The 25,927-nt window shown below is 39.7% G+C and carries 20 protein-coding genes; 3 read left to right on the plus strand and 17 right to left on the minus strand.

From position 1 onward, the window contains the following. Nucleotide 1: 1 nt before the first annotated feature. The 10 genes from scpA to ACFX40_RS09830 form a co-directional block, all read right to left on the minus strand. A complete protein-coding gene (scpA, locus tag ACFX40_RS09785; RefSeq protein ID WP_028410672.1) occupies nucleotides 2-2,152 on the minus strand; it encodes a methylmalonyl-CoA mutase in 2,151 nt (716 codons plus the stop codon). Next, nucleotides 2,145-4,181, minus strand: coding sequence for an acyl-CoA mutase large subunit family protein (locus tag ACFX40_RS09790; protein ID WP_377254852.1), 2,037 nt, complete (start codon nucleotides 4,179-4,181; stop codon nucleotides 2,145-2,147). Before ACFX40_RS09790 ends, scpA begins: the two co-directional genes overlap by 8 nt. A gap of 260 nt (nucleotides 4,182-4,441) precedes the next feature. Beyond that, a complete protein-coding gene (locus ACFX40_RS09795) occupies nucleotides 4,442-5,701 on the minus strand; it encodes a dihydrolipoamide acetyltransferase family protein (RefSeq protein WP_028410670.1) in 1,260 nt (419 codons plus the stop codon). Nucleotides 5,702-5,716: 15 nt separating this feature from the next. Then, nucleotides 5,717-6,700: an alpha-ketoacid dehydrogenase subunit beta gene (locus tag ACFX40_RS09800; RefSeq protein WP_013084975.1), complete on the minus strand. Its 984-nt coding sequence runs from the start codon at nucleotides 6,698-6,700 to the stop codon at nucleotides 5,717-5,719. 12 nt (nucleotides 6,701-6,712) lie between these two features. Then, nucleotides 6,713-7,705 carry a thiamine pyrophosphate-dependent dehydrogenase E1 component subunit alpha gene (locus ACFX40_RS09805; protein ID WP_013084976.1) on the minus strand — a complete coding sequence of 331 codons (993 nt, stop codon included), beginning with the start codon at nucleotides 7,703-7,705 and terminating at the stop codon, nucleotides 6,713-6,715. A 20-nt stretch (nucleotides 7,706-7,725) separates the two neighbouring features. After that, the gene (gene lpdA, locus ACFX40_RS09810; RefSeq protein ID WP_028410669.1) at nucleotides 7,726-9,147 is read right to left on the minus strand and encodes a dihydrolipoyl dehydrogenase; all 1,422 of its coding nucleotides are present in this window, start codon (nucleotides 9,145-9,147) and stop codon (nucleotides 7,726-7,728) included. 28 nt (nucleotides 9,148-9,175) lie between these two features. Next, complete coding sequence (gene buk / locus ACFX40_RS09815; protein WP_377255017.1) at nucleotides 9,176-10,255, minus strand: butyrate kinase; 1,080 nt, start codon at nucleotides 10,253-10,255, stop codon at nucleotides 9,176-9,178. Between the two features lie 96 nt (nucleotides 10,256-10,351). Beyond that, complete coding sequence (gene bcd, locus ACFX40_RS09820) at nucleotides 10,352-11,455, minus strand: branched-chain amino acid dehydrogenase (RefSeq protein ID WP_013059125.1); 1,104 nt, start codon at nucleotides 11,453-11,455, stop codon at nucleotides 10,352-10,354. A 12-nt stretch (nucleotides 11,456-11,467) separates the two neighbouring features. Then, nucleotides 11,468-12,379 carry a phosphate butyryltransferase gene (gene yqiS / locus ACFX40_RS09825; protein WP_028410667.1) on the minus strand — a complete coding sequence of 304 codons (912 nt, stop codon included), beginning with the start codon at nucleotides 12,377-12,379 and terminating at the stop codon, nucleotides 11,468-11,470. 238 nt (nucleotides 12,380-12,617) lie between these two features. Beyond that, a complete protein-coding gene (locus ACFX40_RS09830; protein ID WP_377254855.1) occupies nucleotides 12,618-14,687 on the minus strand; it encodes a sigma 54-interacting transcriptional regulator in 2,070 nt (689 codons plus the stop codon). 175 nt (nucleotides 14,688-14,862) lie between these two features. On the opposite strand from ACFX40_RS09830, the gene ACFX40_RS09835 reads away from it, so the two are divergent. Further along, nucleotides 14,863-15,114 (plus strand): DUF2627 domain-containing protein, encoded by a 252-nt coding sequence (locus ACFX40_RS09835; protein ID WP_013059128.1) that lies wholly within the window; start codon nucleotides 14,863-14,865, stop codon nucleotides 15,112-15,114. A gap of 12 nt (nucleotides 15,115-15,126) precedes the next feature. On the opposite strand, the gene ACFX40_RS09840 is transcribed toward ACFX40_RS09835, so the two are convergent. Beyond that, a complete protein-coding gene (locus ACFX40_RS09840; RefSeq protein ID WP_028410665.1) occupies nucleotides 15,127-15,855 on the minus strand; it encodes a glycerophosphodiester phosphodiesterase in 729 nt (242 codons plus the stop codon). Nucleotides 15,856-15,980: 125 nt separating this feature from the next. On the opposite strand from ACFX40_RS09840, the gene ACFX40_RS09845 reads away from it, so the two are divergent. Together ACFX40_RS09845 and ACFX40_RS09850 are read left to right on the plus strand one after the other, a co-directional pair. After that, on the plus strand, nucleotides 15,981-16,133 hold the full coding sequence (locus tag ACFX40_RS09845) for a YycC family protein (RefSeq protein WP_013059130.1): 153 nt from the start codon (nucleotides 15,981-15,983) through the stop codon (nucleotides 16,131-16,133). A 312-nt stretch (nucleotides 16,134-16,445) separates the two neighbouring features. Continuing rightward, nucleotides 16,446-17,777 carry a peptide MFS transporter gene (locus tag ACFX40_RS09850; protein WP_013084983.1) on the plus strand — a complete coding sequence of 444 codons (1,332 nt, stop codon included), beginning with the start codon at nucleotides 16,446-16,448 and terminating at the stop codon, nucleotides 17,775-17,777. Between the two features lie 390 nt (nucleotides 17,778-18,167). On the opposite strand, the gene spo0A is transcribed toward ACFX40_RS09850, so the two are convergent. From spo0A to dxs, 6 genes are all read right to left on the minus strand, one after another. Then, nucleotides 18,168-18,956 carry a sporulation transcription factor Spo0A gene (gene spo0A, locus ACFX40_RS09855; protein ID WP_013084985.1) on the minus strand — a complete coding sequence of 263 codons (789 nt, stop codon included), beginning with the start codon at nucleotides 18,954-18,956 and terminating at the stop codon, nucleotides 18,168-18,170. A 227-nt stretch (nucleotides 18,957-19,183) separates the two neighbouring features. Beyond that, nucleotides 19,184-20,464, minus strand: coding sequence for a SpoIVB peptidase (gene spoIVB / locus ACFX40_RS09860; RefSeq protein WP_016765539.1), 1,281 nt, complete (start codon nucleotides 20,462-20,464; stop codon nucleotides 19,184-19,186). 183 nt (nucleotides 20,465-20,647) lie between these two features. Next, complete coding sequence (gene recN, locus ACFX40_RS09865; protein WP_028410663.1) at nucleotides 20,648-22,375, minus strand: DNA repair protein RecN; 1,728 nt, start codon at nucleotides 22,373-22,375, stop codon at nucleotides 20,648-20,650. 16 nt (nucleotides 22,376-22,391) lie between these two features. Beyond that, the gene (ahrC, locus tag ACFX40_RS09870; RefSeq protein WP_013059136.1) at nucleotides 22,392-22,841 is read right to left on the minus strand and encodes a transcriptional regulator AhrC/ArgR; all 450 of its coding nucleotides are present in this window, start codon (nucleotides 22,839-22,841) and stop codon (nucleotides 22,392-22,394) included. Nucleotides 22,842-23,002: 161 nt separating this feature from the next. After that, a complete protein-coding gene (locus ACFX40_RS09875) occupies nucleotides 23,003-23,830 on the minus strand; it encodes a TlyA family RNA methyltransferase (RefSeq protein WP_377254858.1) in 828 nt (275 codons plus the stop codon). After that, nucleotides 23,827-25,728: a 1-deoxy-D-xylulose-5-phosphate synthase gene (dxs, locus tag ACFX40_RS09880; protein WP_028410662.1), complete on the minus strand. Its 1,902-nt coding sequence runs from the start codon at nucleotides 25,726-25,728 to the stop codon at nucleotides 23,827-23,829. Before dxs ends, ACFX40_RS09875 begins: the two co-directional genes overlap by 4 nt. Between the last annotated feature and the right edge of the window lie 199 nt (nucleotides 25,729-25,927).

Raw genomic sequence — 25,927 nt, forward strand, 5'->3', positions numbered from 1 at the left:
ACTATTCTTCTAACCGTTTCTTTATTTCATATAAAACGGAAACGGCCGCTTTTGGGATTACTGTTCCAGGTCCAAAGATTGCAGAAGCGCCGTGTTCTAAAAGAAATGAGTAGTCTTGTTTAGGAATAACGCCTCCGACAATAACAACGATATCGTCGCGCTCTAATTTCTTTAATTCCTCAACAAGCTGCGGCAGTAACGTTTTATGCCCGGCTGCCAAAGAGCTTATGCCAATCACATGTACGTCGTTTTCTACAGCTTGCCTTGCTGTTTCTTGAGGCGTTTGAAATAAAGGACCGATATCAACGTCAAATCCAAGGTCAGCAAAGGCTGTTGAAATCACTTTCGATCCTCTGTCGTGACCGTCTTGCCCCATTTTTGCGACTAAAATTCTTGGGCGCCTTCCTTCTTCCTCTAAAAATTCAGCCGTGAGCTTTCGAACTTCTTCGATTTGATCTCGATGCACAAACTCCGCACTGTATACCCCGCTGACTGACTTAGAAGTAGCCTGATGTCTTCCAGCCACTTTCTCAATAGCTTCTGAAATTTCACCTAGTGTAGCTCTAGCTCTCGCAGCTTCAACCGCAAAAGCAAGGAGATTCCCTTCACCTGTTTTGGCACAATTGGTAAGTCGATTAAGCGCTTCGATTACCGCTCGTTCGTTACGTTCACTGCGTATTTTCTTTAACTTTTCCAGCTGCTTCATTCGAACTGCTGTGTTATCAATATCAAGAATATCAAGCGGTTCTTCTTGCTCCGGCTCAAACTGATTCACACCTACAATAATTTCTGCCTGCGAATCTATTCTTGCTTGTCTGCGCGCAGCGGCTTCTTCTATCTTCATTTTAGGTACGCCTGCTTCTATTGCTTTTGTCATTCCGCCGAGCTGCTCTATTTCTTCAAGGTGCTTCCACGCTTTTATCATTAATTCGTTCGTTAATGATTCCACATAATAAGAGCCTCCCCAAGGATCAATAACGGAACAAATCTCCGTTTCATTTTGTAAATAAAGCTGCGTATTTCGGGCAATTCTAGCTGAAAAATCAGTTGGAAGAGCAATCGCCTCATCCAGTGCGTTTGTATGAAGCGACTGCGTATGTCCTGATACTGCAGCCAGAGCTTCGACGCATGTTCTAATAACATTATTAAATGGATCCTGCTCCGTTAAGCTCCAGCCGGACGTTTGAGAATGCGTTCTAAGAGCTAAAGATTTAGGATTATCCGGCTCAAACTGCTTCATTAGTTTTGCCCATAGCAGCCTTCCTGCTCTCATTTTCGCTACTTCCATAAAATAGTTCATTCCAATTGCCCAGAAAAAGGATAGCCTCGGAGCAAATGCGTCAATTGTAATCCCCGCTTTCAAGCCGGTTCGTACATATTCAAGTCCGTCTGCAAGCGTATAAGCAAGCTCTAAGTCTGCTGGAGCACCTGCTTCTTGCATATGATAGCCTGATATACTAATACTGTTAAATTTCGGCATGTACTCCGCTGTATATTTAAAAATATCCGCAATGATTCGCATTGACATCTCAGGAGGATAAATATACGTATTGCGCACCATATATTCTTTTAAAATATCATTTTGAATCGTTCCAGCCAGCTTTTCTTTTTTTACGCCTTGTTCTTCAGCTGTTACGATGTAGAAAGCTAAAATAGGAAGCACCGCCCCGTTCATTGTCATCGACACAGACATTTGATCAAGCGGAATCCCTTCAAACAGCTGCTTCATATCCATCATTGAATCAATTGCCACACCTGCTTTCCCTACATCTCCAACAACTCTTGGATGATCAGAGTCATAGCCGCGGTGGGTAGCGAGGTCAAAAGCAACAGACAGCCCTTTCTGTCCAGCAGCTAGGTTTCGGCGGTAAAAGGCATTGCTTTCCTCCGCCGTTGAGTATCCTGCGTACTGTCTAATCGTCCAAGGCCGATTCACATACATCGTTGCATACGGTCCTCTCACAAACGGTGGGACACCAGGTGCAAAGTGAATAAAGTCGAGGCTATCTCTGTCTTTTTTTGTATATACTGATTTTAATTCAATTTGTTCATTTGTTTGAAAGGCAGTGAATGAACTTTGAGCCACGTCATCTTCCCTTTGCTGCTTTGAAAATGATAATGGAATATTAGAAAAAGAAGGCTTTTTATACATGAACTTCTACCTCCAAAGCACATAATAACTTCTTAACGCATTGAATAACATTCGTCTTAGGATGTATGACGCTCATTACACCTTTTTGCTGCCACTGCGTTTTGCGTGATACATGTTCTTCCCCTACTACGTACACATAAACGGAATCTTCCTCAAAATAAGTCATCGCTTTCGTTAAGAGCTTTTCCACGAGTTCATCACTTCCACAGATCACATATGCTTCGTGCTCTTGTTCATTCATCCAATCTGCTATCTCGACATAGGAATCTATGTTTTTAATTGTTTCACACGCAAAGCCTGCGCTTTCAAATAAAGACCGGGCAATCTCAGCTTTTTTACGGCTGCTAGGATCTGTGAGCTCCATAATGCCAATGCTCATCCCCTTTGTATGAACCCGTATTTTTTCAAACTTCTCTGCTGCTCTCCACTTAGTGAGCGGCACAATACTGTCAGGCTGTGTCTGCTTCGCCATTTGTTTTAGCATCCACCCTGCTGTTACCCCTTTAGATGCTAGCTTTGTATAGTCCTCTAGCGAAAGGTTTGATGAAAATTCCGAAGCGTTCTGGTCACTGTATTTACGCATTTTTATTTCTTCTTTTTTAAACGGCGTGCTTTTTATCTCTTGAGATACATCCTGTTGCTTAGGAGCATAGTGTGTGACTCCGATCAAGCGCTCAATGCGGCACTCTATATCCCCTTGTCTTTTTACTTTCATTTGTTCAACTTCATCTTGAATTCGCCCTTGTTTTAAAGCTTCTTCCATTCCGCCGTGGTCTTCAATGTTGCCAAATAACTCCCAAGCTTTTGTCATTAATTCATGTGTGTAAGCTTCAACGTACCAAGAGCCTCCGGCAGGATCCATTACTTTTGATATATGTGTTTCGTGCTGCAAAATTAAGTGAGTGTTACGGGCAAGGCGATGAGCGAACTGAGAAGATGAAGATGTGACGGAATCATATGGTTCAATATGCAGACTATCGGCTCCTCCTACAATAGAAGCAAATGCTTGAACCGTGCCCCTTAATGCATTTGTATACATGTCTTCTTTAGACTGTGTAAGATGTGACGTTTCTGTATGGATAAACGGCACTGAAACGGCCGTGTCATCAAAAGCACGAACCACATTTGCCCAAAGCATGCGAAAAGCACGAAGTTTTGATATTTCCATAAATAAATGTGAGCTAACTGAAAACGAAAAGGTCATATGAGGTAAAACTTGATGTAAGGACAAACCGCGTTTTATGCATTCATCAATATACTGCACTCCTGTAGCAAGCATATAAGCTAGTTCTTGAACAGCGTTTGCACCGCTGTTATGGTAAGGAATACTTGATACAATGATCGTTTTGATCTCTGGAACATTACTGTGAGCCAAACGCGTTGCGTAAGCTAAATGATCGTATAAATCTCGAGTAGAAAGTGGAACTCTTCCATATTCAGCAAGGGTGCCGAGCGGATCCATTCCAACCGTACCTGTCAGCTGTCTCATATCAAAGTTATGATCAGCACAGTATGCTTTTAAGAACGAAAGAAGTGGAACGGATGTACATCCCGTATTTAAAAATAAAGGCACAGCTTCAAGAGCTACATGCTGAAACAAATGAACAACATCCTCTAAAGTAGAAATTGTAGCGCCTGAGGCTACTTCAGCTTCAGTTGCTTCATCAATGTCTTTTCCTTGCCTCATTGCTTCACTGCACGTAAAAGCGGCCGTATTTTGTCCATTTCTCAAACTGTGTAAAAGAAGTTTATTGCTTTCTTTAATAGAAGGTAAGTCGATTTTTTGGGTGATTTCCCATTCCCCTAGTATGTATGATTCTTTACCGGCTCCTCTTAAACAATCTATTTCCGCCGGACTCTGCTGCAAGTAGTCTAAATGTGCCGTATCACTTTCAAAATAAAGCGGTTTCAAAAAGATGTTTTCTAACGTTTCTTTTGAGCGGAGCGCGGTGTTTTTGCTAACTTCCTGTGCCCAATCTTCTTTAGGTGTACGTGTAAATTCATGAAATGATAATGTATTTGTTTTCATTTCCATGCCCCTTTACAGTTAATAGCTGCCTGCTAGACCTAGATGATTACACTTTGAAGTTTGATGATTCTTCTTTTATTTTAATACATCTTTTACAAATTGTTCAATCATTGCTTCAAAATAAAACGAGACGGGGACATAATTACCCTACATTTACCATCACGATAAAAAAATCCGAACGAGTGGGATTCTCTATCAAGAATCTCAATTCATCGTTCGGATCTTCCTTCAGCTAAAACAGTTTTGCGCCAGCCTCTTTTTTAATAGACGGACGTATTCTCTTTAGACGTAGATTCTAAAATCTCTTTAACTCTTGCCAAGAATCTGCCGCACACCAAGCCGTCTAACACGCGGTGATCAAGTGATAAACATAAGTTAACCATATCTCGAACAGCAATCATATTATCAATAATAACCGGACGTTTTACAATAGATTCTACTTGTAAAATAGCCGCTTGAGGGTAATTAATAATCCCCATTGATTGCACGGAACCAAATGAGCCTGTGTTGTTAACAGTAAACGTTCCGCCCTGCATGTCTTCAGACTTCAATGAACCCGTACGAACTTTTTGCGCGAGTTCGGTAATTTCACGCGCAATGCCTTTGATTGTCTTTTCATCGGCTTGTTTAATAACCGGCACAAATAAAGCATCGTCTGTTGCAACAGCAATCGATACATTAATGTCCTTTTTCTGAACAATACGATCCCCTGCCCACATTGAATTCATTTGAGGGAATTCTTTTAAAGCCTGAGCCACTGCTTTTACGAAGAACGCAAAATACGTTAAGTTAAAACCTTCTTTTTGTTTAAACTCCGTCTTTAATGCATCACGATAAGAAACTAAGTTCGTTACATCAACTTCAACCATTGTCCATGCATGTGGAATTTCATGCTTGCTGCGAAGCATATTTGCTGCAATAGCTTTGCGCACGCCTGTAACAGGGATTTCTTGATCTCCTGCTGCGGACACAACCGGCGCGGGCTGCTGCGTTTTTGGAGCAGCTGCTGCTACAGGTGCTTCTGGCTGAACTGTTGATGCAGGTGTTTCTTTCACTTCAGCAGCTCCGCCTTTTTCGATAACAGCTAAAATATCTTTTCTCGTAATGCGGCCGCCCGCTCCTGTTCCTGTCACGGCATCTAAATTAATATTATGCTCTTGCGACAGGCGCATAACAGCTGGAGAGTATCGGCTTTTATTGGATTGACTGTCCGCTGTTTTTGGCGCTGATTCTTCTACAGTCTTATCAGACGTTTTCTGTTCTTCTTGAGGTACAGTTCCTTCTACTTCAATTAAACAAATCACTTCTCCTACAGGCAAAGTATCATCTTCACCTGCAATTAACTCTTTAATTGTTCCACTAAAAGAAGAAGGCACTTCAGCATTTACTTTATCCGTCATGACTTCAGCTAACGGGTCGTACTTATTTACGTGATCTCCAACAGAAACGAGCCATTTGCTAATTGTACCCTCTGTTACACTTTCACCGAGCTGCGGCATCGTAATTTTTTCAATAGCCAATTGATACAACTCCTTTTAAAATTGAGCTAATTCTCTCATTGCTTTTTCTACTTTATCTGGATTCACCATAAAATATTTTTCCATTGTTGGTGCATACGGCATAGCTGGAACATCAGGGCCAGCAAGGCGCTGAATTGGCGCATCTAAATCAAATAAGCAGTGTTCAGCAATAATAGCTGCTACTTCGCTCATAATGCTGCCTTCTTTGTTGTCTTCCGTTAAAAGCAGAACCTTACCTGTTTTAGATGCTGCTTCTATAATAGCTTCTTTATCAAGCGGATAGACCGTTCTTAAATCTAAGATGTGTGCTGAAATACCGTCTGCTTCCAGTTTTTCAGCAGCTTGAAGAGCAAAGTGTACACAAAGACCATATGTAATAACCGTGATGTCGTCTCCTTCTCTCTTTACATCTGCTTTGCCAATCGGAAGTACATAATCATCTTCAGGGACTTCTCCTTTAATCAAACGGTACGCACGCTTATGCTCAAAGAAAAGAACTGGATCATCATCACGAATAGCTGCTTTTAATAATCCTTTTACGTCATAAGGCGTAGAAGGCATCACAATCTTTAACCCTGGCGTATTGGCAAACAGTGCTTCAACAGACTGAGAATGATAAAGAGCGCCGTGAACTCCGCCGCCGTAAGGAGCTCGAATTGTAATTGGACAACTCCAATCATTATTAGAACGATAGCGAATTTTTGCTGCTTCTGACACAATTTGATTGACTGCAGGCATAATAAAATCAGCAAATTGCATTTCAGCAATCGGACGCATGCCGTACATTGCCGCTCCGATTCCTACGCCTGCAATAGCAGACTCTGCAAGAGGTGTGTCAATAACTCTTTCTTCCCCAAACTGTTCGTACAGTCCGTTGGTTGCTTTAAATACGCCGCCTTTTTTCCCTACGTCTTCTCCTAATACAAACACGCGGGAATCTCTTTCCATTTCTTCACGAATGGCCATTGTTACTGCATCAATATATGAAATAACCGGCATATGTTCTCCTCCTTACTCACCGTACACGTATTTTAAAGCCGATTCCGCTTCTGCATAAGGAGCGTTTTCAGCATAATCTGTTGCATCATTAACGATGTTCATAATATCATCAAGCATTTGCTTTTCTCGTTCATCGGTTAACACGTTAACCTCTTTTAAATAAGTCGCAAAGTACGCAAGCGGATCGCTCTTTTTAGCTTCAGACAATTCTTCTGCTCCGCGATATGCACGATCATCATCATCACTTGAATGGGCAGTCAAACGCTCTGAAACAGTTTCAATAAGAGTAGGCCCTTCTCCTCTGGATGCACGATCTCTTGCTTCTTTTACCACTCGGTATACTTCAAGGACATCGTTTCCATCAATTGTGTAGCCTGGCATACCATATCCAATCGCACGATCAGATACTTTTGCGCATCCTAGCTGCTTTTCAACCGGAACAGAAATCGCATACTTGTTATTTTCACACATAAAGATAACAGGAAGCTTATGAACACCTGCAAAGTTCGCGCCTTCGTGGAAATCTCCTTGGTTAGAAGATCCTTCTCCAAACGTGACAAACGTTACTAAGTCTTTTTTCTCCAATCGTCCTGCTAAAGCGATTCCTACTGCATGAGGCACCTGTGTTGTAACTGGAGAAGATCCTGTTACAATTCGCTTTTCCTTATGTCCAAAGTGACCTGGCATTTGACGACCTCCTGAGTTTGGATCTTCTGCTTTAGCAAACCCAGAAAGCATTAAATCGCGCGCGGTCATTCCAAATGCTAGTACAACACCCAGATCGCGGTAATAAGGTAATATGTAATCATTCTCTCTGTTTAAGGCAAAAGCTGCGCCAACTTGAGCGGCTTCTTGACCTTGACATGAAATAACAAAAGGCACCTTCCCTGCACGGTTTAATAGCCACATACGCTCATCAATTTTTCTTGCAAGCAGCATAGTGCGGTACATTTCAAGTACTTGTTCATCAGTTAATCCTAATGATTCATGACGGTTTTTTGTCATGTTTAAACCTCCTTTAATCATCAAAAATGAATCGCTTTTCCATCTACAGCTAATGAAGCTTCTCCCATCGCTTCTGAAAGGCTAGGATGAGGATGAATGGTATGAGCAATTTCCCATGGTGTAGCATCCAATACCTTTGCAAGACCCGCTTCAGAAATCATATCCGTCACATGAGGTCCAATCATATGCACACCAAGAACATCATTTGTGTCGGCATCGGCAATAATTTTAACAAATCCCTCTGCCTCTCCATATACAAGAGCTTTTCCAACGGCCTTAAACGGAAACTTTCCAACCTTCAGCTGAAATCCTTGCTGTTTTGCTTCTTGTTCTGTTAATCCTACACTTGCTGCCTCCGGGCTGCTGTATACGCATTTAGAGATTGTTGTATAATCAATCTTCAAAGGCTTGTCACCATGTAAATGCTCCACAGCTACAATTCCTTCGTGAGAAGCTACATGTGCAAGCTGCAGTCCGCCAATCACATCTCCAATTGCGTAGATATGAGATTCTTTCGTTTGATAAAAATCATTCGTGGCAATCACACCGTTTTCTACTACAATATCAGTATTCTCGAGACCAATTCCTTCGACATTCGCTTGACGCCCTACAGATACAAGCAGCTTTTCTGCTTCATATTCTTGCATATCGTCTCCTACTTGAGCGGAAATTTTCACCTGACCATCAATAGACAGTGTATCAGCCATTACTTTAGCAGAAGTAATAATGGTAACTCCTTTTGCTTTTAAAAGCTTCGTCATTTCACGGGAGATATCTTGATCTTCTGTTGGTAAAATACGATCGCTGTATTCCACAACCGTTACATCAACATCAAAATCTGTGAGCATTGACGCCCACTCAATTCCAATGACGCCGCCTCCCACAATAATAATAGAAGCAGGAAGTGTTTCCATCTTTAATGCTTCATCTGAAGTGATTACTTTCTCTCCGTCAATCGTTAAACCAGGTAATGTTCTAGGACGAGACCCGGTTGCGACAATTACATTCTTTGGAATAAGCATTTCGTTTTCTTCACCGCTTTTTAATTCGACGGAGATGGTTCCTGGCATAGGAGAAAAAATAGAAGGTCCTAAAATACGTCCAATTCCTTCATACACGTCAATTTTACCTTTTTTCATTAGCTGTTTAACACCGTTATGTAACTGTGAAACAATTTCTGACTTTCGTTCTTGTACACGTGCATAGTTCAATAGTACATTGGACGTTTCTACGCCAAATTCACTGCTTTTCTTAGCCGTTTGATAGACTTCTGCACTTCTTAGTAAAGCTTTGCTTGGGATACACCCTGCGTGCAGGCATGTGCCGCCTAACTTATTTTTTTCCACAACCGCTACTGATAGACCTAACTGAGAGGCACGAATAGCTGCTACGTACCCTCCGGTTCCACCGCCGAGAATGACCAAATCATATTCTTTTGCCACACTGCTTCACACCTTTCTGCAAACGCTATTAAGCGCCTTTATATTCCTTCACTTCTTCTTCACCTGTAAGCACTCGGAGAGCCCCTTCAGCTAGCGCTTGAAGCTCATTTTCTCCAGGATAAACAATGACATCTGCAATCCACTTTACATGATTAATAATCAGCTCAACAAACGCTTTTGAATAAGCAATGCCTCCCGTTAAAATAATGGCATCTACTTTTCCATGCAATACCGTACTGGCAGCTCCAATTTCCTTCGAAATTTGATAAGCCATTGCTTCGTAGATAAGCTTAGCTTTTTCGTTTCCATTTTTCACTAGCGCTTCGACTTTCTGCACGTCAGATGTGCCCAAATAACCGACAAGCCCGCCTTTTCCTACAAGCATTTTCATAATCTCATCGCGGTAATACTGACCTGAAAAGCAAAGACGAACTAATTCACCAACCGGTACACCGCCAGCGCGCTCTGGACTAAAAGGACCGTCACCGTGCAGGCCATTGTTCACATCAATTACTTTTCCGTTTTGATGAACTCCGACTGTAATGCCTCCACCCATATGGGTAACAATAACGTTCAGTTGTTCGTATGTGCTATTCATTTCTTTAGCCACTTTTCGAGCAACCGATTTTTGATTCAGCGCGTGAAAGATGCTTTTCCTTTCCATAAAAGGAGTTCCTGAGATACGAGCGATGTCACTTAGCTCATCTACCACCACTGGATCAACAATGTACGCTGGAATATTTAATCCAGACGCAATCTCAAACGCTAAAATCCCGCCTAAATTTGAAGCATGATGGCCGGCATAACCATCTTTTAAATCTTTGAGCATAGCTTCATTTACTTCGTATGTGCCGCCTTCAATCGGGCGTAAAAGCCCTCCTCTTCCACATACTGCACTTAATTTAGATAAATTAATCCCTTCTTCATCAAGTGCCTCTAAAATCGAGTTTTTACGAAACTCATACTGTGCATATATCGTCTCAAACTGATTCATTTGCTGTGAATCGTAGCGGATTGTTCGATCAAAAATTGGTTTATCGTTGTGAAACACGCCAATTTTCGTGGACGTTGAACCCGGATTTATTATCAGCATTCGATATTCGTGCATATCCAACAAATGTCCTCCTACCTTATCATTCTCATAAACGAAGGCTAGGTCGAAAGGATTTCATTTATTCCTTTTGCCTAGCCTTCAGCTCAAACATTAGCGCGTATGACGTCTACTTAAAATATGCTGTCCATTTTGTAAAAATTGACTGCGTGAACGACGCAGCTTTTCAATTCTTTCTTCAGCTAAGCGATCTGCTGCTAGATAGGTTGGAATGCCATCTCGTTTTGAGATTTCAACTACCTTTTCAATATTATCATAAATACCTTCAACTTTTTTCAGCGCACGCTCACGGTTATATCCAACTAGCTCATCAGCTACGTTAATAACGCCTCCTGCATTAATAACATAGTCCGGTGCATATACAATGCCTAATTCATGGATTAAATCACCATGACGCGTTTCTTTTAATTGATTATTAGCTGCCCCTGCAATAACTTTTGCTTTTATTTGAGGGATCGTTTCATCGTTAATCGTTGCTCCGAGTGCACAAGGAGCATAGATATCACATTCTACACCATAAATATCATTCGGGTCTACTGCTTGCGCACCAAATTCTTCTACCGCACGCTGAACAGCTTCTTTATTAATATCCGTTACAATAAGTTTCGCTCCTTCTTCGTGAAGGTGGCGGCATAAATTATATGCTACGTTTCCTACGCCTTGGACAGCTACTACTTTTCCTTCAAGCATATCTGTTCCAAATGCTTCTTTTGCTGCTGCTTTAATTCCTCGGTATACACCGTAGGCTGTGACTGGTGATGGATTGCCTGATGAACCAAAAGCAGGAGATACACCCGTTACATAATCCGTTTCCTCATATACAATATCCATATCCTCTACCGTTGTGCCCACATCTTCTGCTGTAATATATCGACCATTTAATCCTTGAATAAAGCGACCAAATGCACGGAACATCGCTTCATTTTTGTCTTTGCGAGGATCTCCGATAATAACCGTTTTCCCTCCGCCTAAATTCAAGCCTGCTGCTGCATTTTTATAAGTCATTCCGCGTGATAAACGAAGCGCATCTTCAATTGCAGCCTCTTCTGATTCATATGTCCACATTCTCGTACCGCCTAGGGCTGGTCCAATTGTTGTATCGTGAATCGCAATAATGGCTTTTAAGCCTGAATCTTTATCTTGGCAAAATAATAACTGCTCATAATCGTATGTTTCCATATAGTCAAAAATTTTCATTGTTAGTGCCTCCTAAGAATTCTGTTGAGCGACGCTGATAGCAAGCGCCAGTGAGTATAATTTACTTTCTGATGAATCTGCTCTGGATGTTAAGACGACCGGAGCTTTTGCTCCCGCTAGAATAGCTCCAACTTTTGCTTTAGCAAAATAAATGAGGGATTTATATAAGACGTTCCCTGTTTCAATTGCTGGAACGAGTAATATATCTGCTTGACCGGCAACTTCACTTTGAATGCCTTTTTGCTTGGCTGCTTCTATATTAATGGCATTGTCGAGTGCTAAAGGTCCATCAATAACGCAGCCTTTAATTTGTCCTCTGCGGTTCATCTGTGTAAGAAGTGCAGCCTCTACTGTTGCAGGCATCAAAGGGTTCACAACTTCAACCGCTGCAATAGGAGCTACCTTTGGCATCTCGATCCCAATCGAGTGGGCAACGTTCACCGCATTTTGAATGATTTGAACTTTCTCTTCCAGAGACGGCGTAATATTCATAGCTGCATCTGTTACAAGAATCGGACGGTCATAGTGAGGAACGTCAAACACAGCTACATGTGATAAAACATTTCCCGTACGCAAACCATGCTCTTTATTTAACACAGCTTTTAAAATAAGCGATGTGGATAAATTCCCTTTCATTACGATATGAGCTTGACCTTGCTGAACTGAACGCACAGCCAATTGAGCCGCTTCTAAAACGGACTCCGTATGTACGACCGTCACAGCCTTATGAGTGAGTAAGGATGGGCGGTACTGCCTGAATAATTCATTAATTGTCGTTTCATTGCCAAACAAAATAAATTCAGAAACTTCCCTTGACACAGCTTCATACACTGCCTCAATTGTTTCTAAGTCTTCAGCTGCAGCAACAGCAACAGTCAAAGAAGACTGCTTAGCAACCCGAGATAAGATGGTAGCAAGAGTCATGGAATGTTCGACCTCTCCTTTTTCATTCTTTCTTTTGCTCCGTTTTAAAGAGCATACTGCGCGTTTATGCAGTCACCTAAAATACATGCAAGATTTGTGCCATCCACTGCATATATTACATAATATAGCTGCTTATATCGGTTCTTACGCACAAAAAAAATTTTTTATTGATTCTAACACCAAATAGAAAAAAAGAATACCTCTCTATTTATATGCAATAAATTGCACACCATGCATTTTATTGCATGCTGTTATTTGCAAGATTGTATTTTTCCAACTTATAATACAAAGAACGCAGCGAAATATTGAGCTGTTTTGCTGTTTTCGTTCGGTTATATTCGTTTGCAAGCAGCACTTTTTGAATAAGTTCCGCTTCGTAATTTTCCATCATGTGCGCTAAAGTCTTCCCTTCGAATACTACCTCTTCATTCACCTGATTTTTTTCTTTTTTGCCCTTACCTTCAAGTGAAGGGAGATGAACAGAATCAATCATTGTTTCTGTATAGTGCATATAAATAATCGCTCTGCCTAATATATTTTCAAGCTCTCTGACGTTTCCTGGCCAGTCGTATGATCTTAATGACTGTAAAGCCCGCTCTGTTACTCCTTCAACATGCCGGCCGTAATCTTGATTAATTTTTGTAATTAAGTGTGTAACAAGCGCACCAATATCCTCTTTTCTCTTCCGAAGAGGAGGTATGTGAATCGGAATTTTGTTTAGCCGATAATACAAGTCCTGTCTGATGCTTCCATCAGCCATTCCTTTTTCTAAATTCACATTCGTAGCTGCAATAACGCGAACATTCACCGGAATAGGAGTCGTTCCTCCAACGCGAATAAGCTCTTTTTCTTGAAGCACCCGAAGCAGCTTAGCCTGCATATGAGCTGAGAGCTCCCCGATTTCATCTAAAAAGATGCTACCGTTATTGGCTTCTTCAAAAACGCCGCGTTTCCCGCCTCTTTTTGCCCCGGAAAAAGCTCCTTCTTCGTACCCAAAAAGTTCGCTTTCAAGCAAAGACTCAGAAAGCGCAGCACAGTTAATCCGGACAAATTTATTAAATTTTCGGCTGCTCGCATTATGAATCGCATGTGCAAACAACTCTTTACCCGTCCCAGATTCACCTCTAAGCAAAACAGTAGCTGGTGTTTTAGCAGCAAGTCTAGCCTGCTCAATTGCTAACTGAAACTCTTCAGATTGCCCAATGATATCAGCAAATGAATATTTTGCTTCAAGCGTTCGGATAATTTGACGCGCTCTTTTGAGTTCATTTGTAAGCTCTTGAATTTCAGACATATCATGAATAACGCCAACGCTGCCTTTTAATTTCCCGTCGACAATAACGGGTGCAACATTGACAACCACGTCTCTTTTACTCGGACCTAGCCTCATTCTTACACCTCGAACAGGACGCCTTGTTTGCAGCACCTTCATGTGCATACTGTCTCCTTCAGAGATATCAGCAGTCGCGGGCTGACCAATAATATCCGTCTTTTTTAAACCCGTAATTCTCGTATAAGCAGGATTAATTAAAATCCCTCTTCCTTCTTCATCGACAACCGAAATAGCTTCTTCAGAAGATTGAATAATAGCTTGAAGCATAGTTTGTACTTCTTTTAAGTTCGTAACTTCTTCTGCCAATCCGACAACGTCCGTAATATCTTTAAAAATGGAAAAGGCCCCAAACAGCTCTCCATTCTCGTCGAGTATTGGTATTCTAGTCGTAATTACCTTGCGTCCGCTATCTAACACAAATTCACTATTTTGATCAATCGTTTTTGTATGAAGAACATCAATAAGTTTACTATTTGGAATGACTTCATGAAGATGCTTGCCAATTACATCTCTGTGTGAAAAGTTCGTCAAGCGCTCGGCACTTTGATTAAATAGCGTAATATATCCATTCCTATCAATCACGACCATCGCATCATGAGCTGCGTTAAAAATAAGATCATATTTATACGATTCTTGCTTTAACCTCTGAATTAACTCTTCTTTTTCCTCCATCAGATTTGCCATAATTTCAGCAACCAATCCCGGCACTACCAGTGCATCAGCGGGTTTGCTTCTTTGCAATTGTTGAAAGACGCCTTGTTTACCTGTTGTTTCAACAATGACATCGAGCTGCTTTGTCATATAAGGCTCCCAATTCATTCCGGTTGAAATATCTTGTTCTTGCGCATGCAAAACAGCCGGCGCATTAGCTCGTACGTCTACTACACCAATCACTTTCATAAATTCTGTTTCCAACAAGATTTTCAGAAGAGCTAATCCGCCTTTTCCTCCTCCAACGATCAACACATTTTGCATATTTTTTCACCTTTTCTACTTAATATGTACATATCCCGTGCAAAATATTGCATATACCTATCATATAAAAAAAGAAACGCTCTTGACAATTTATTTAGTTCTTTTATGATTCAAGTATAACGGTTTCGAAATGTAAACGCATTCATTTTAAAAAAGAGAAGCGAAAGGAGCATTTATGGTTCGAATTATCGCACTGCTAATCTTACTTATTCCCGGTATACTCGCTGGCTATGGCATTAAACTTATGAGAGATATGATTTTTGGCATCCTGCAATCCCCGTTCCCTTCTTTATTTTTGCAATTTTCAGTCGGGCTTCTATTATTTTTAATCGGCCTTGGATTTGTTGCCGGCTTTATTCTGCACAGAGACCGCAAGCGAAATAAAGTTCAAAACAGATTTCAAAAAGATAAAAAAACATCGCATTAATGCGATGTTTTTTTACGAAAAGCGTCCTCCAAATTGCTTCACCATTTTTTCTGGATAATCGGTAATAACGGATTCACATCCATATTTTCGAAGCTGCTCAGCTACTTTTACATCATTTACTGTGTAAGGTCGCACTGGAATTTGACAATCTTTTGAAGCCGCTACATTTACTTCATTAACGGTACGCTGATTAGGGTGAAGAGCTTTTGCGCCAAGATGCTGCGCATATACCCAAGGCTCATACATCGGATAAGAATATAAAATAGCTGTTTCAATCGTAGAATCCAGAGAACCAATTCGGGCTAAGCTGTTATGATTAAAAGATGAAATCATCGTTCGATCCTTCATCTTGTATAAATAAATTAAATCCAAGACTTTCATTTCTAAGTATGGATAGTCAAATATATTGTTTTTCAACTCAATGTTTACGCTAATTCCTTCACTTGAAGCCCACTCCATTACTTCATTTAACGTGGGGATTTTACATACTCCATACTTTTTTTTGAACTTATAGCTCGCATCTAATTTTTTTAAATCTTGATACGTAAAATCTTTTACATACCCTTTTCCATTCGTCGTTCGATCTACTTTTTCATCATGAATTACAGCAAGTTCTCCATCCTTTGTCATATGCACATCAAGTTCAATTCCATGTGCTCCAACTCTCGCTGCTTCTTTGAAGGAAATCATCGTATTTTCAGGAAACGTTCCAGCTGCGCCGCGATGACCTATTACAAACATACTTGCTCAACTCCTCTATTATCACTTATTATTAACTTTAGCATTACTTAATAGTGAAAGCACGAATTTACTGTTTATACTTTTTTTACTTTCATTACTTTATATGCAAAAGGAGGTTGTTGTGTATGAGACCACTGCAAATTTCACCGGATACAGCCGTAAAATTAGCGGAACAATTAAATATCCCCCTCGAGCAATTAATGCATATGCCTCAGCATATTTTGCTGCAGAAACTTGCTGAATTAAATGCGAGCGAAGATAAAAAAGGATCTGAATAACAGATCCTTTTTTCTTTTGAATTTTCATTTCCAAAAATAGTATTACCTTCTCATTTCATTCCCTATAACATATATTAGAATATTTAATAATATAAATGTATTTTTAAAAATGCTTTTAAATAAGTAATTTAATACTTTTTTGTGTATATTTAATTATTTTTTGATTTTTCCATATAATTTCATTGACGAAATTATTGTTTTTCTACTAAAATAAAAAGACATTATATTTATTCCAGTACTTATATTCTGATTTTTTGATCAATTCAAACAAAAGAATTAAATAGTATGAGAAAAATTTAGGGGGACTTCATTATGCAAGCAGCTGTACAACACGAAAATCAGCAGCCAAATGGGTCTAGGAAAAAACACCCTCCTGGACTGTACTTATTATTCGCTACTGAGGCATGGGAAAGATTTAGTTATTATGGAATGAGAGCCATTCTGGTTCTTTATTTAACTGCTACCGCTGCTCAAGGTGGACTAGGGGTAGATAAAGCAACTGCACTGAGCTTATATGGAACATTCACTAGTGCTGTTTACATTACGCCGATGATTGGCGGATATTTAACAGACCGCTTCCTCGGAAGAAGGCTAGCCATCACTATCGGTGGTGTGATTATGGCACTCGGGAATTTTTCCATCTTCATTCATCAAAGTGTAGCCGCTTTGTATATCGGACTTGCTTTATTAATTATCGGAAACGGATTTTTCAAACCAAATATCTCCACATTGGTCGGAGATCTTTATGAAGAAAATGATCCTCGCCGTGACGGTGCTTTTACCATTTTTTATATGGGTATTAACTTTGGTGCATTTTTCGCACCGTTAGTTGTTGGATTAATGAGTTACAAATACGGATTTTTAACAGCAGCTATCGGAATGGTTGTTGGACAAATTTTATTTAACCTACTGGCTAATCGCTACTTAGGTGATATCGGGAAAGAGCCTACAGGAAAAGTTCACGCAGCGGCATCTCAAACATCAACTGCTCCGCTGTCAGCACGAGAAAAGAAAAGAACGGTTGCTATCGTTATTCTAGCCTTCGTTGTTATTGCTTTCTGGACAGCTTTTGAACAGGCCGGAAGTTCTTTAACGCTATATGCTCAAGATCAAATTAATCGTCAAATAGGTAGTTTCACGGTTCCAACAGAGTGGTTCCAATCATTGAATCCGCTGTTTATCATGATTTTAGCACCAATTATGTCACTAGTTTGGTACAAGCTCGGAAATTCAAAACGCGGTGATTTCAAAACGCCAACAAAAATGGGTATGGGACTTGTGACAGTGGGATTAGGATTCTTAATTTTAATTCCAGCCGTTATGTATACTGGTAATGACCCAGCTTTAAAAGTAAATATCCTGTTCATGATTTTCACTTACTTCCTGCACACGCTAGCTGAGCTTATGATTTCGCCAGTAGGGCTGTCTATGGTAAGTAGACTGGCTCCATTAAAGCTTGCTTCTCTTTTAATGGGCGTATGGATGGCAAGCTCTGCTGTTGCTAATAAGCTAGCGGGTGTTCTTGCATCTTATACACAGTCTTTAGGTTATTTCGATATCTTCAGCTTAATCGGAGCTGTAACAATTGTACTTGGAATTATTGTTCTGTTCCTTTCAAAACCGATTGCTAAATTAATGGATTAAAAAAAGCAGCCTTTTCTAAAGGCTGCTTTTTTATAATTCACTTATCTATATCCCATTTAAAATATGGACATGAATTTTTCAATGCATCTTCTAAATCTTCTTTCAAACACAAAACCCTCATAACAATTAAATAAATTATTTCAATAAAATACTCCACTATGGATATGAAGAAAAACAAGATGCACGTTCCATTAACCTCAATATTTTCACCTCTTAAAACAAAATAAAAAGACCAATGAATGAGTAAAATTCATTGGCCCTGCAGTAAAAAGTTTATTGGTTTTTAGTTTACTATCTAGTGTAAATTCCAAAGATTTATCGGCATGTACTCTGTATTACAAAAGGTATCAGCTCACTCAAAACCCCGTAATTCCAGCAGTCCTATCCCTTTCAACTCGCTTTATGTTCAAGGCGTAATTTATCCGCAACCATAGCGATAAATTCACTGTTTGTCGGCTTCGCTTTTGACATGCTGACAGTATACCCGAATAATGACGAAATGGAATCAATGTTTCCTCGGCTCCATGCTACTTCAATGGCATGACGAATGGCACGCTCAACGCGGCTTGCCGTTGTATTATATTTTTTTGCAATATCAGGATACAGTACTTTTGTAATCGACCCAAGCAGCTCAATATCCTTATATACCATTGAAATGGCTTCTCTCAAATACAAATAGCCTTTGATATGAGCAGGTACACCAATTTCGTGAATGATGCTCGTAATGCTTGCATCTAAATTTGCTGGTTTGCTGTCGCGATGTGAACGCATGGAAGAAGATGAACGTTGCATAAATGAAGATGTTTGTCCGCTAACTTGACGAATATGATTCACTAAGTTTTCCATATCAAACGGCTTTAGAATAAAATAAGCAGCTCCTAAATCAACCGCTTTTTTCGTTACGTCTTCTTGCCCAAATGCTGTTAGCATAATGACATTTGGATAATTTTCTTTTTTCATTTCTTTTAACTGACCTAAAACTGCTAATCCATCTAGATGCGGCATAATAATGTCTAATACAAGAACATCCGGATCTTTATCTTTTAAAATGGATAAACACTCTTGTCCATTGTAAGCTACTCCAATTACTTCCATGTCTTCTTGCTCTGAAATATAATCTTCAAGCAAACCAATTAGTTCCCGATTATCATCAACCAAGCATACTTTAATTTTTTTCAATGCAGCTTCCTCCTCAGTCCTTTATGTTATACGTCGTTTCCTACGTGTCTCTATTCTTTATTCTAAAGGACAAATTCGACAATGCAACATTATTTCCTTTATTTTTTTAGAAAAAAGTCTTTTAAATGGAATTTATTCGATTTTCTCTTATTTTCTTTGTTTTTCGACGTTTTTCTCGTACATTTACGACAATAATTTTTATCAAAAAAAGCGAACTAATGACAACATTAGCTCGCTTTTTTTCGATTATTTTTATAAATATCAATTCCTGCTTCGTTAAGCATCCATTCAATATGGACACCATAACCCGAGGTAGGATCATTTACAAAAACGTGGGTAACCGCTCCAACGACTTTACCGTTTTGAATAATCGGGCTCCCGCTCATTCCTTGAACAATTCCACCTGTTTTCTTTAACAATTTAGGATCTGTAATTTTAATAACCATTCCTTTAGTAGCCGGAAACTTTTGAGGTATAGTACTCATAATTTCAATATCAAATTCTTCCACTTGATCATCATCTACTACCGTTAGAATTTTAGCCGGTCCTTCTTTTACTTGATGAGATAGGGCAATTGGCATTGCTTTATCCATTATTCCGTTTTCCATCGTTGAAGACAATTTTCCAAAAATACCAAAAGGACTATTTCGTGTAATATTTCCAATGATTTGTCTATCTTCAGAAAACCTTGCTAGCTTTTCACCCGGAACGCCGTTAGAACCTTTCTCAATTGATGTAACGGTCGAACGGACAATTTGTCCATCTTCTACTACGATTGGCTTTTTTGTATCCATATCCGAAATAACGTGGCCTAAAGCGCCATATTTTTTAGATTTTGGATCATAAAAAGTCATTGTGCCAATTCCTGCAGCTGAATCACGGATGTATAAACCGATTCTGTACGCATAATCTTGCTTATCTTTTAACGGATACAGCTTAGTATCAAACTGCTTTTTTTCTCTTAAAATATGCAGATTTAATGGTTCACCCGTTTTTCCTGCCTGCTGAATAAACGGTGTAATATCACTCATTTTTTCAATGGTTTTACCATTAATCTTCGTAATCATATCTCCAACTTGAATACCCGCAATTTCGCCAGGAGATCTTTTACCTTTTGCTGTATCTACTTGATGATAGCCTACAACAAGAACACCTTTTGAATTTAATTTCACACCGATTGATTGTCCACCTGGAATGACTTTAAAATCAGATAATACCTGCACATCTACACGCTTTACAGGAATACCGGCCAAATGAAGCATCAACTCTTCTTTGCCTACCTGTTTGCCTGCTACGGTCAGCTTCGCCTTGTTACTTGTTACATCGTAAACAGGTGATGAAGCTTCTACGCTAAGCGGTAATGTCGTATTAATTTTTTCTTTTTGCTGTTCAAATAAGACGATTTGTTTTGGAATGTGTATATATTGTTGCACAACTGGAATAAATCCTACAAAAATGAACGAAACAAGGAGAATCGCACCAATTATATGTCTGTATCGATTTTGCATGTTTTCACTCTCCTCGCTTCCTCGCCTAAATGGCTACACATTTAATTTAGCCTTCTTAGAGCGCATTTATAACAGAAGTTCAGAGAAAAATGAAAAGAAGTGCAAGGAAACATTTTCAGTTCCTCCATTTTGTATAAAAAAACACCTTTAACACATACTGTTACGTGTTAAAAGGTGTTTTTTTTAAATGGTGTGCTTCATCTTATCCGCTAAATCTAAAAGCTCTTTGGCATGTTCCTTTGTTAAGCTTGTAATTTCAGCTCCTGCAATCATTCGACCAATTTCTTTTACTTTTTCATCAACAGTTAATGGAAGAACAGACGTCGTTGTACGATCGCCTTTTATCTCTTTAGCAATAAAGAGATGAGTATCTGCCATTGCTGCTACCTGAGGCAGATGAGATATACAGAGAACTTGTGAATCAACAGAAATAGCATGTATTTTTTCACCGATCGATTGAGCTACTCTTCCACTTACGCCTGTATCAACTTCATCAAAGATAATGGACGTCACGCCTTGATGCTTAGAGAAGATGCTTTTTAACGCCAGCATAATTCTTGACAGTTCTCCTCCTGATGCTACTTTTGCAAGAGGCTTTAACGGTTCACCAGGATTGGTAGAAATATAAAATTCTACGTTGTCAATGCCGTCTTTGGTGAATTTTATTCTTTCTCCATTTACTTCAACATCATTTTTACCTGCATTTACAACAGAGAATTTAATTTGAAATACGGTCTTAGCCATATACAGTTCTTGAAGCTCATGATGGATGCTGTCCGTTAACTCTTGAGCAAGTTTTTTTCGAATAGCTGAAACGTTATTAGCTTCTACTAATAAATCCTGTGCTACACTGTTTAACTCTTCTTTGATCTTGCTCACATGCGTATCTCGATTTTCAATACGATCAATTTCATCTTCAATTTGCGCTGCATATTCTAGAATTTCATCTACACTTTGACCGTATTTACGCTTTAAGTGATTAATTTCATTTAAACGCGCTTCAATAAAATCCAAGCGTTTGGGATCAAATTCTAATAAATCAAGCTGCTGACGAATTTTATAAGATGCGTCTTCTAGCTGGTAGAAGCTCGATGAAATGATCTCAGAAATTTCGGCATAGTTTTTTTCCAGTGACGAAATATCCTCCGTATGATTCATGGCTACACCTACCCAATCTAAACCTTGGTGTTCACCGTGCAGCGCATTGTACGCATCGTTTAGCGACGTATAGATCTTTTCAAAGTTAGAAATCTTCAAACGCTCTTCATTTAGTTCCTCGTCTTCGTTCAGCTGCAAATTTGCCGCTTTGATTTCATCTAATTGAAATTGAATAAGATCGAGGCGATGTGCCATCTGCTGTTCATTTTCAGTTAATTGATCGAGCTGTTTTTTTAGCGATGTATACCTAGAAAATACCTCTCGATACTCCGTCAAAGCCTCTTCTACTTTTTCTCCTCCATATTGATCAAGAAGAGTTAAGTGACGATCTTGATTCATTAAATCTTGGTGCTCGTGCTGTCCATGTATATCAATTAACGTCTGTCCGACTTCACGCAGGATAGCTAACGTTACGAGCTTACCGTTGATCCGGCAAATACTTTTCCCATTTGTGGTAATGTCTCGGCGAAGCACAATCATTCCATCTTCCACTTCTAAACCGACTTGTTTAGCTTTTTCATGACTTGGATGCTGTTCTTCATCAAATAAGAAAAGTCCTTCAATTTCGGCTCTGTCTGTTCCGTGGCGAACAAACTCCGAAGAGCCTCTTCCACCTACTAACAATGAAATGGCATCAATAATAATCGATTTCCCCGCTCCTGTTTCGCCTGTTAATACCGTTAAGCCTTTTTCAAATGAAACAGAAAGTTCATCAATAATCGCAAAGTTTTTAATGGATAATTCAGCTAACAACCTGCTTCACTCACCTTTATAACATTTCTAAGAATCGGTCTGATATAATTTGCGTATCTTCAGGAGTACGGCAAATAATCAAACATGTATCGTCTCCACAAATTGTTCCTAATATTTCATCCCAGTCCAAATGATCAATTAATGCGCCAATCGCATTTGCATTTCCCGGTAATGTTTTCATCACCAACATATGCCCAGCTGAATCAATTTTTACAAATGCGTCCATAAGAGAGCGCTTTAACTTTTGTAAGGGATTAAAACGCTGATCTGCAGGCAAGCTGTATTTGTATCGACCGTCCATCAAAGGCACTTTGACTAAGTGCAATTCTTTAATATCACGAGAGATTGTTGCCTGTGTTACATTAAAACCTTGGTTTTTTAAAATATCTACCAATTCATCCTGTGTTTCAATATCATTATTCGTGATAATATCACGAATTTTAATATGTCTTTGCCCTTTATTCATGTTGGCACCTCACATTAATATGTAATCTTCTTTTTGTTTTGTTGTTTATAAGTCTTTCACTAATTAAGTAGCATAATGTGTTCAACTTGATTATGCACCTTTTGTATAAAGAGTCATAATCAAATCGCCAATGCTAAGTCTTTGCTTAACATTGGCCATTATTACTTTTTCTCTTTTAACGTCTTATGTGCTTCTTCGACTACTTCATGCACAGTGAGCGGAGCTTGATTTCCACCAAGTTCACGCTCGCCTTTCCAGCGCAGGTGAAGAAGGAATTCGATATTTCCATCTCCTCCCGTTATCGGTGAATACGACATGTTATATACATCGTATCCTTGACGAAGCGAGAAATCCACCATGCCTTGAAGGACTTCTTCATGCACTTTTGAATCACGCACGATTCCTTTTTTCCCAACTTGCTCTCTTCCAGCCTCAAACTGTGGCTTAACGAGCGCAACAACGTCGCTGTGTGGAACAAGAAGTGTTTTTAACACAGGAAGAATGAGTCTTAAGGAAATAAATGATACATCAATAGAAGCGAATTCAGGCAAGCCTCTTGATAAATCAGCTGGCGTCACGTAACGGAAATTTGTTCGTTCCATTACTTCTACTCGTTCATCTTGACGAAGCTTCCAAGCTAGCTGATTATAGCCTACGTCTAGCGCATAGGACATCTTCGCTCCATTTTGAAGCGCACAATCAGTAAAGCCTCCAGTAGAAGAACCAATATCAATCATAATTTTATCCGCTACATGGACATTAAATTCTTTAATCGCTTTTTCAAGCTTAAAGCCGCCTCTGCTGACGTAAGGCATTACTGCACCTTTAATTGTCAGCGGCGTATCGCGTTCAATTTTCTCTCCCGGCTTATCCAAACGGACTTCATTCGCATAAACAAGTCCTGCCATTACTGTACGCTTTGCTTTTTCTCTTGTTTCAATCAAACCTCGTTCTACTAATAATACATCTACTCGTTCTTTTTTTGTCACTTAACTTCAAGCCTCTTTTGTGTTGGTGTTACGAGTTTTTTAACTCGATTTATAATCTCTTCTTTGGTTAAGCCAATTTCTTCTAAAAGTTTTGTTACGCTGCCGTGCTCGATAAAGCGATCTGGAATCCCCATACGTTCAACGCGCGTATCATAATAGCCGTGCTCTGATGCAAACTCTAACACCGCGCTTCCAAAACCGCCTTGAAGTACCGCTTCTTCTACCGTAATCACAGGCTTATTCGTTTGGAAAATCTCATGAAGCATTTTTTCATCCAGCGGTTTAATAAAACGAGCATTTACCACTTTGACGCTGATTCCTTGCTTCTCAAGTTCTGCTGCTGCATCCATCGCCATTGAAATCGTTGTACCAAACGTTAAAATGGTTGTATCTGAACCTTCTTTTAATACGTCCCATGTACCGATTGGAATGTTTTTCAGTTCTGAATCTAGTTCAACACCTAATCCGTTTCCTCTAGCGTAGCGCATAGCAATCGGACCTTCTTCATAAGTCAAAGCAGTGTGAACCATGTGCTGGCCTTCATTCTCGTCTTTTGGCATCATAATAACAAGGTTAGGCAAATGACGTAAGAATGCAATATCAAACACGCCTTGATGCGTTTCACCATCAGCACCTACTAGTCCAGCGCGATCAATTCCAATAAATACATTTAGCTTCTGACGGCAAATATCATGAACCACCTGATCGTATGCACGCTGTAAAAACGTAGAATAAATAGCTAAAAAGGGCTTCATATTTTGAGTTGCAAGACCCGCTGCCATTGTTGTTGCATGCTGCTCTGCAATCCCAACATCAAACATGCGATGTGGAAACTCTTTTTGAAATGCTTCGAGTTTTGAACCTACAGGCATTGCTGGCGTTACGGCTACAATGCGATCATCTTCTCTAGCCATCTTCAATACCGTATCACTTACTAATTTACTCCAAGCAATCGGAACATTTTTGTCTTTAATAAAGTCACCAGACTCAATTTTGTAAGGGCCTGTACCATGCCATGCTCCGCTTTTATCGCTTTCCGCTGGCAAGTACCCTTTCCCTTTTTTCGTAATAACGTGAATCAGTACCGGTCCTTTTGTTTTCTTTGCATATTGTAACGTTTCCAATAAATCGTCATAGCTATGGCCATCAACCGGGCCTAAATACGTAAAGCCAAGATCTTCAAAGAACATGCCTGACACGACCATGTACTTTAGGCCATCTTTTACACGTTCTGCCGTTGCTGCAAGCTTCCCGCCTACTGCAGGCACTTTTTTCAGCAAGACTTCAAGCTCATCTTTTACCCAGTTGTATTTGCCCGCCGTGCGCAAACGTCCTAGAATACTGTGTACAGCACCCACGTTAGGAGCGATAGACATTTCATTGTCATTTAAAATAACGGTCATATCCGTTTGCTCGTGCCCGATGTGGTTAAGCGCTTCAAGAGCCATACCACCTGTTAAAGCTCCATCCCCAATGATAGGAACAATATGAGCTTTTGTTTTTTGTAAATCTCTTGCAGCAGCCATTCCCATTGCGGCTGAAAGAGATGTAGAACTATGTCCCGTTTCCCATACATCATGCTCACTTTCGTCACGCTTTGGAAAACCGCATAATCCTTTATATTGACGGATTGTATCAAACTCTCCCGCTCGTCCTGTTAAAATTTTATGGACATACGACTGATGCCCCACGTCCCATAAAAATTTATCTTTTGGGCTGTCGAACACTTTATGGAGTGCAAGCGTTAACTCAACAACCCCCAAATTCGGCCCTATATGACCACCAGTTGCAGAAAGCTTTGTAATTAAAAAACGACGAATCTCTTCACTTAGTTCTTCTAATTGTGTTACTGACATTTTCTTTAAAAACTCAGGATTTTTTATCGTTGTAAGATCCAAGGTGGATCACTCACTTTCGTACTTGTTATAAAGTTACCTTAATACATTGTCTATTGTTTTATACGTATAGTCAATTTTTAGTATTTCCTTATTACTTACAATACCTTTGATATTCTATCAGTAAACCAGTGATATTCAAAGGAAAACAGTGAAAAAATAGCCGCTAACACAAATGTGATAACGGCCACCAAGATATTGT

The organism is Priestia sp. YIM B13552 (assembly GCF_042787775.1).
In the GTDB taxonomy this organism is placed as follows: Bacteria; Bacillota; Bacilli; order Bacillales; family Bacillaceae_H; genus Priestia; species Priestia megaterium_E.

Bases quoted from the DNA above. Each gene is read 5' to 3' on its own strand.
- ACFX40_RS09800 (WP_013084975.1), bottom strand. From the start codon at position 6,700: ATGCCGGTTATTTCATATATTGATGCAGTAACAATGGCCATTCGTGAA.
- ACFX40_RS09850 (WP_013084983.1), top strand. From the start codon at position 16,446: ATGCAAGCAGCTGTACAACACGAAAATCAGCAGCCAAATGGGTCTAGG.
- ACFX40_RS09790 (WP_377254852.1), bottom strand. From the start codon at position 4,181: ATGAAAACAAATACATTATCATTTCATGAATTTACACGTACACCTAAA.
- ACFX40_RS09845 (WP_013059130.1), top strand. From the start codon at position 15,981: ATGAGACCACTGCAAATTTCACCGGATACAGCCGTAAAATTAGCGGAA.
- bcd (WP_013059125.1), bottom strand. From the start codon at position 11,455: ATGAAAATTTTTGACTATATGGAAACATACGATTATGAGCAGTTATTA.
- buk (WP_377255017.1), bottom strand. From the start codon at position 10,255: ATGCACGAATATCGAATGCTGATAATAAATCCGGGTTCAACGTCCACG.
- spoIVB (WP_016765539.1), bottom strand. From the start codon at position 20,464: ATGCAAAATCGATACAGACATATAATTGGTGCGATTCTCCTTGTTTCG.
- ACFX40_RS09805 (WP_013084976.1), bottom strand. From the start codon at position 7,705: ATGACAAAAAACCGTCATGAATCATTAGGATTAACTGATGAACAAGTA.
- ACFX40_RS09840 (WP_028410665.1), bottom strand. From the start codon at position 15,855: ATGTTTGTAATAGGTCATCGCGGCGCAGCTGGAACGTTTCCTGAAAAT.
- scpA (WP_028410672.1), bottom strand. From the start codon at position 2,152: ATGTATAAAAAGCCTTCTTTTTCTAATATTCCATTATCATTTTCAAAG.
- ahrC (WP_013059136.1), bottom strand. From the start codon at position 22,841: ATGAATAAAGGGCAAAGACATATTAAAATTCGTGATATTATCACGAAT.
- ACFX40_RS09830 (WP_377254855.1), bottom strand. From the start codon at position 14,687: ATGCAAAATGTGTTGATCGTTGGAGGAGGAAAAGGCGGATTAGCTCTT.
- yqiS (WP_028410667.1), bottom strand. From the start codon at position 12,379: ATGACTCTTGCTACCATCTTATCTCGGGTTGCTAAGCAGTCTTCTTTG.
- ACFX40_RS09835 (WP_013059128.1), top strand. From the start codon at position 14,863: ATGGTTCGAATTATCGCACTGCTAATCTTACTTATTCCCGGTATACTC.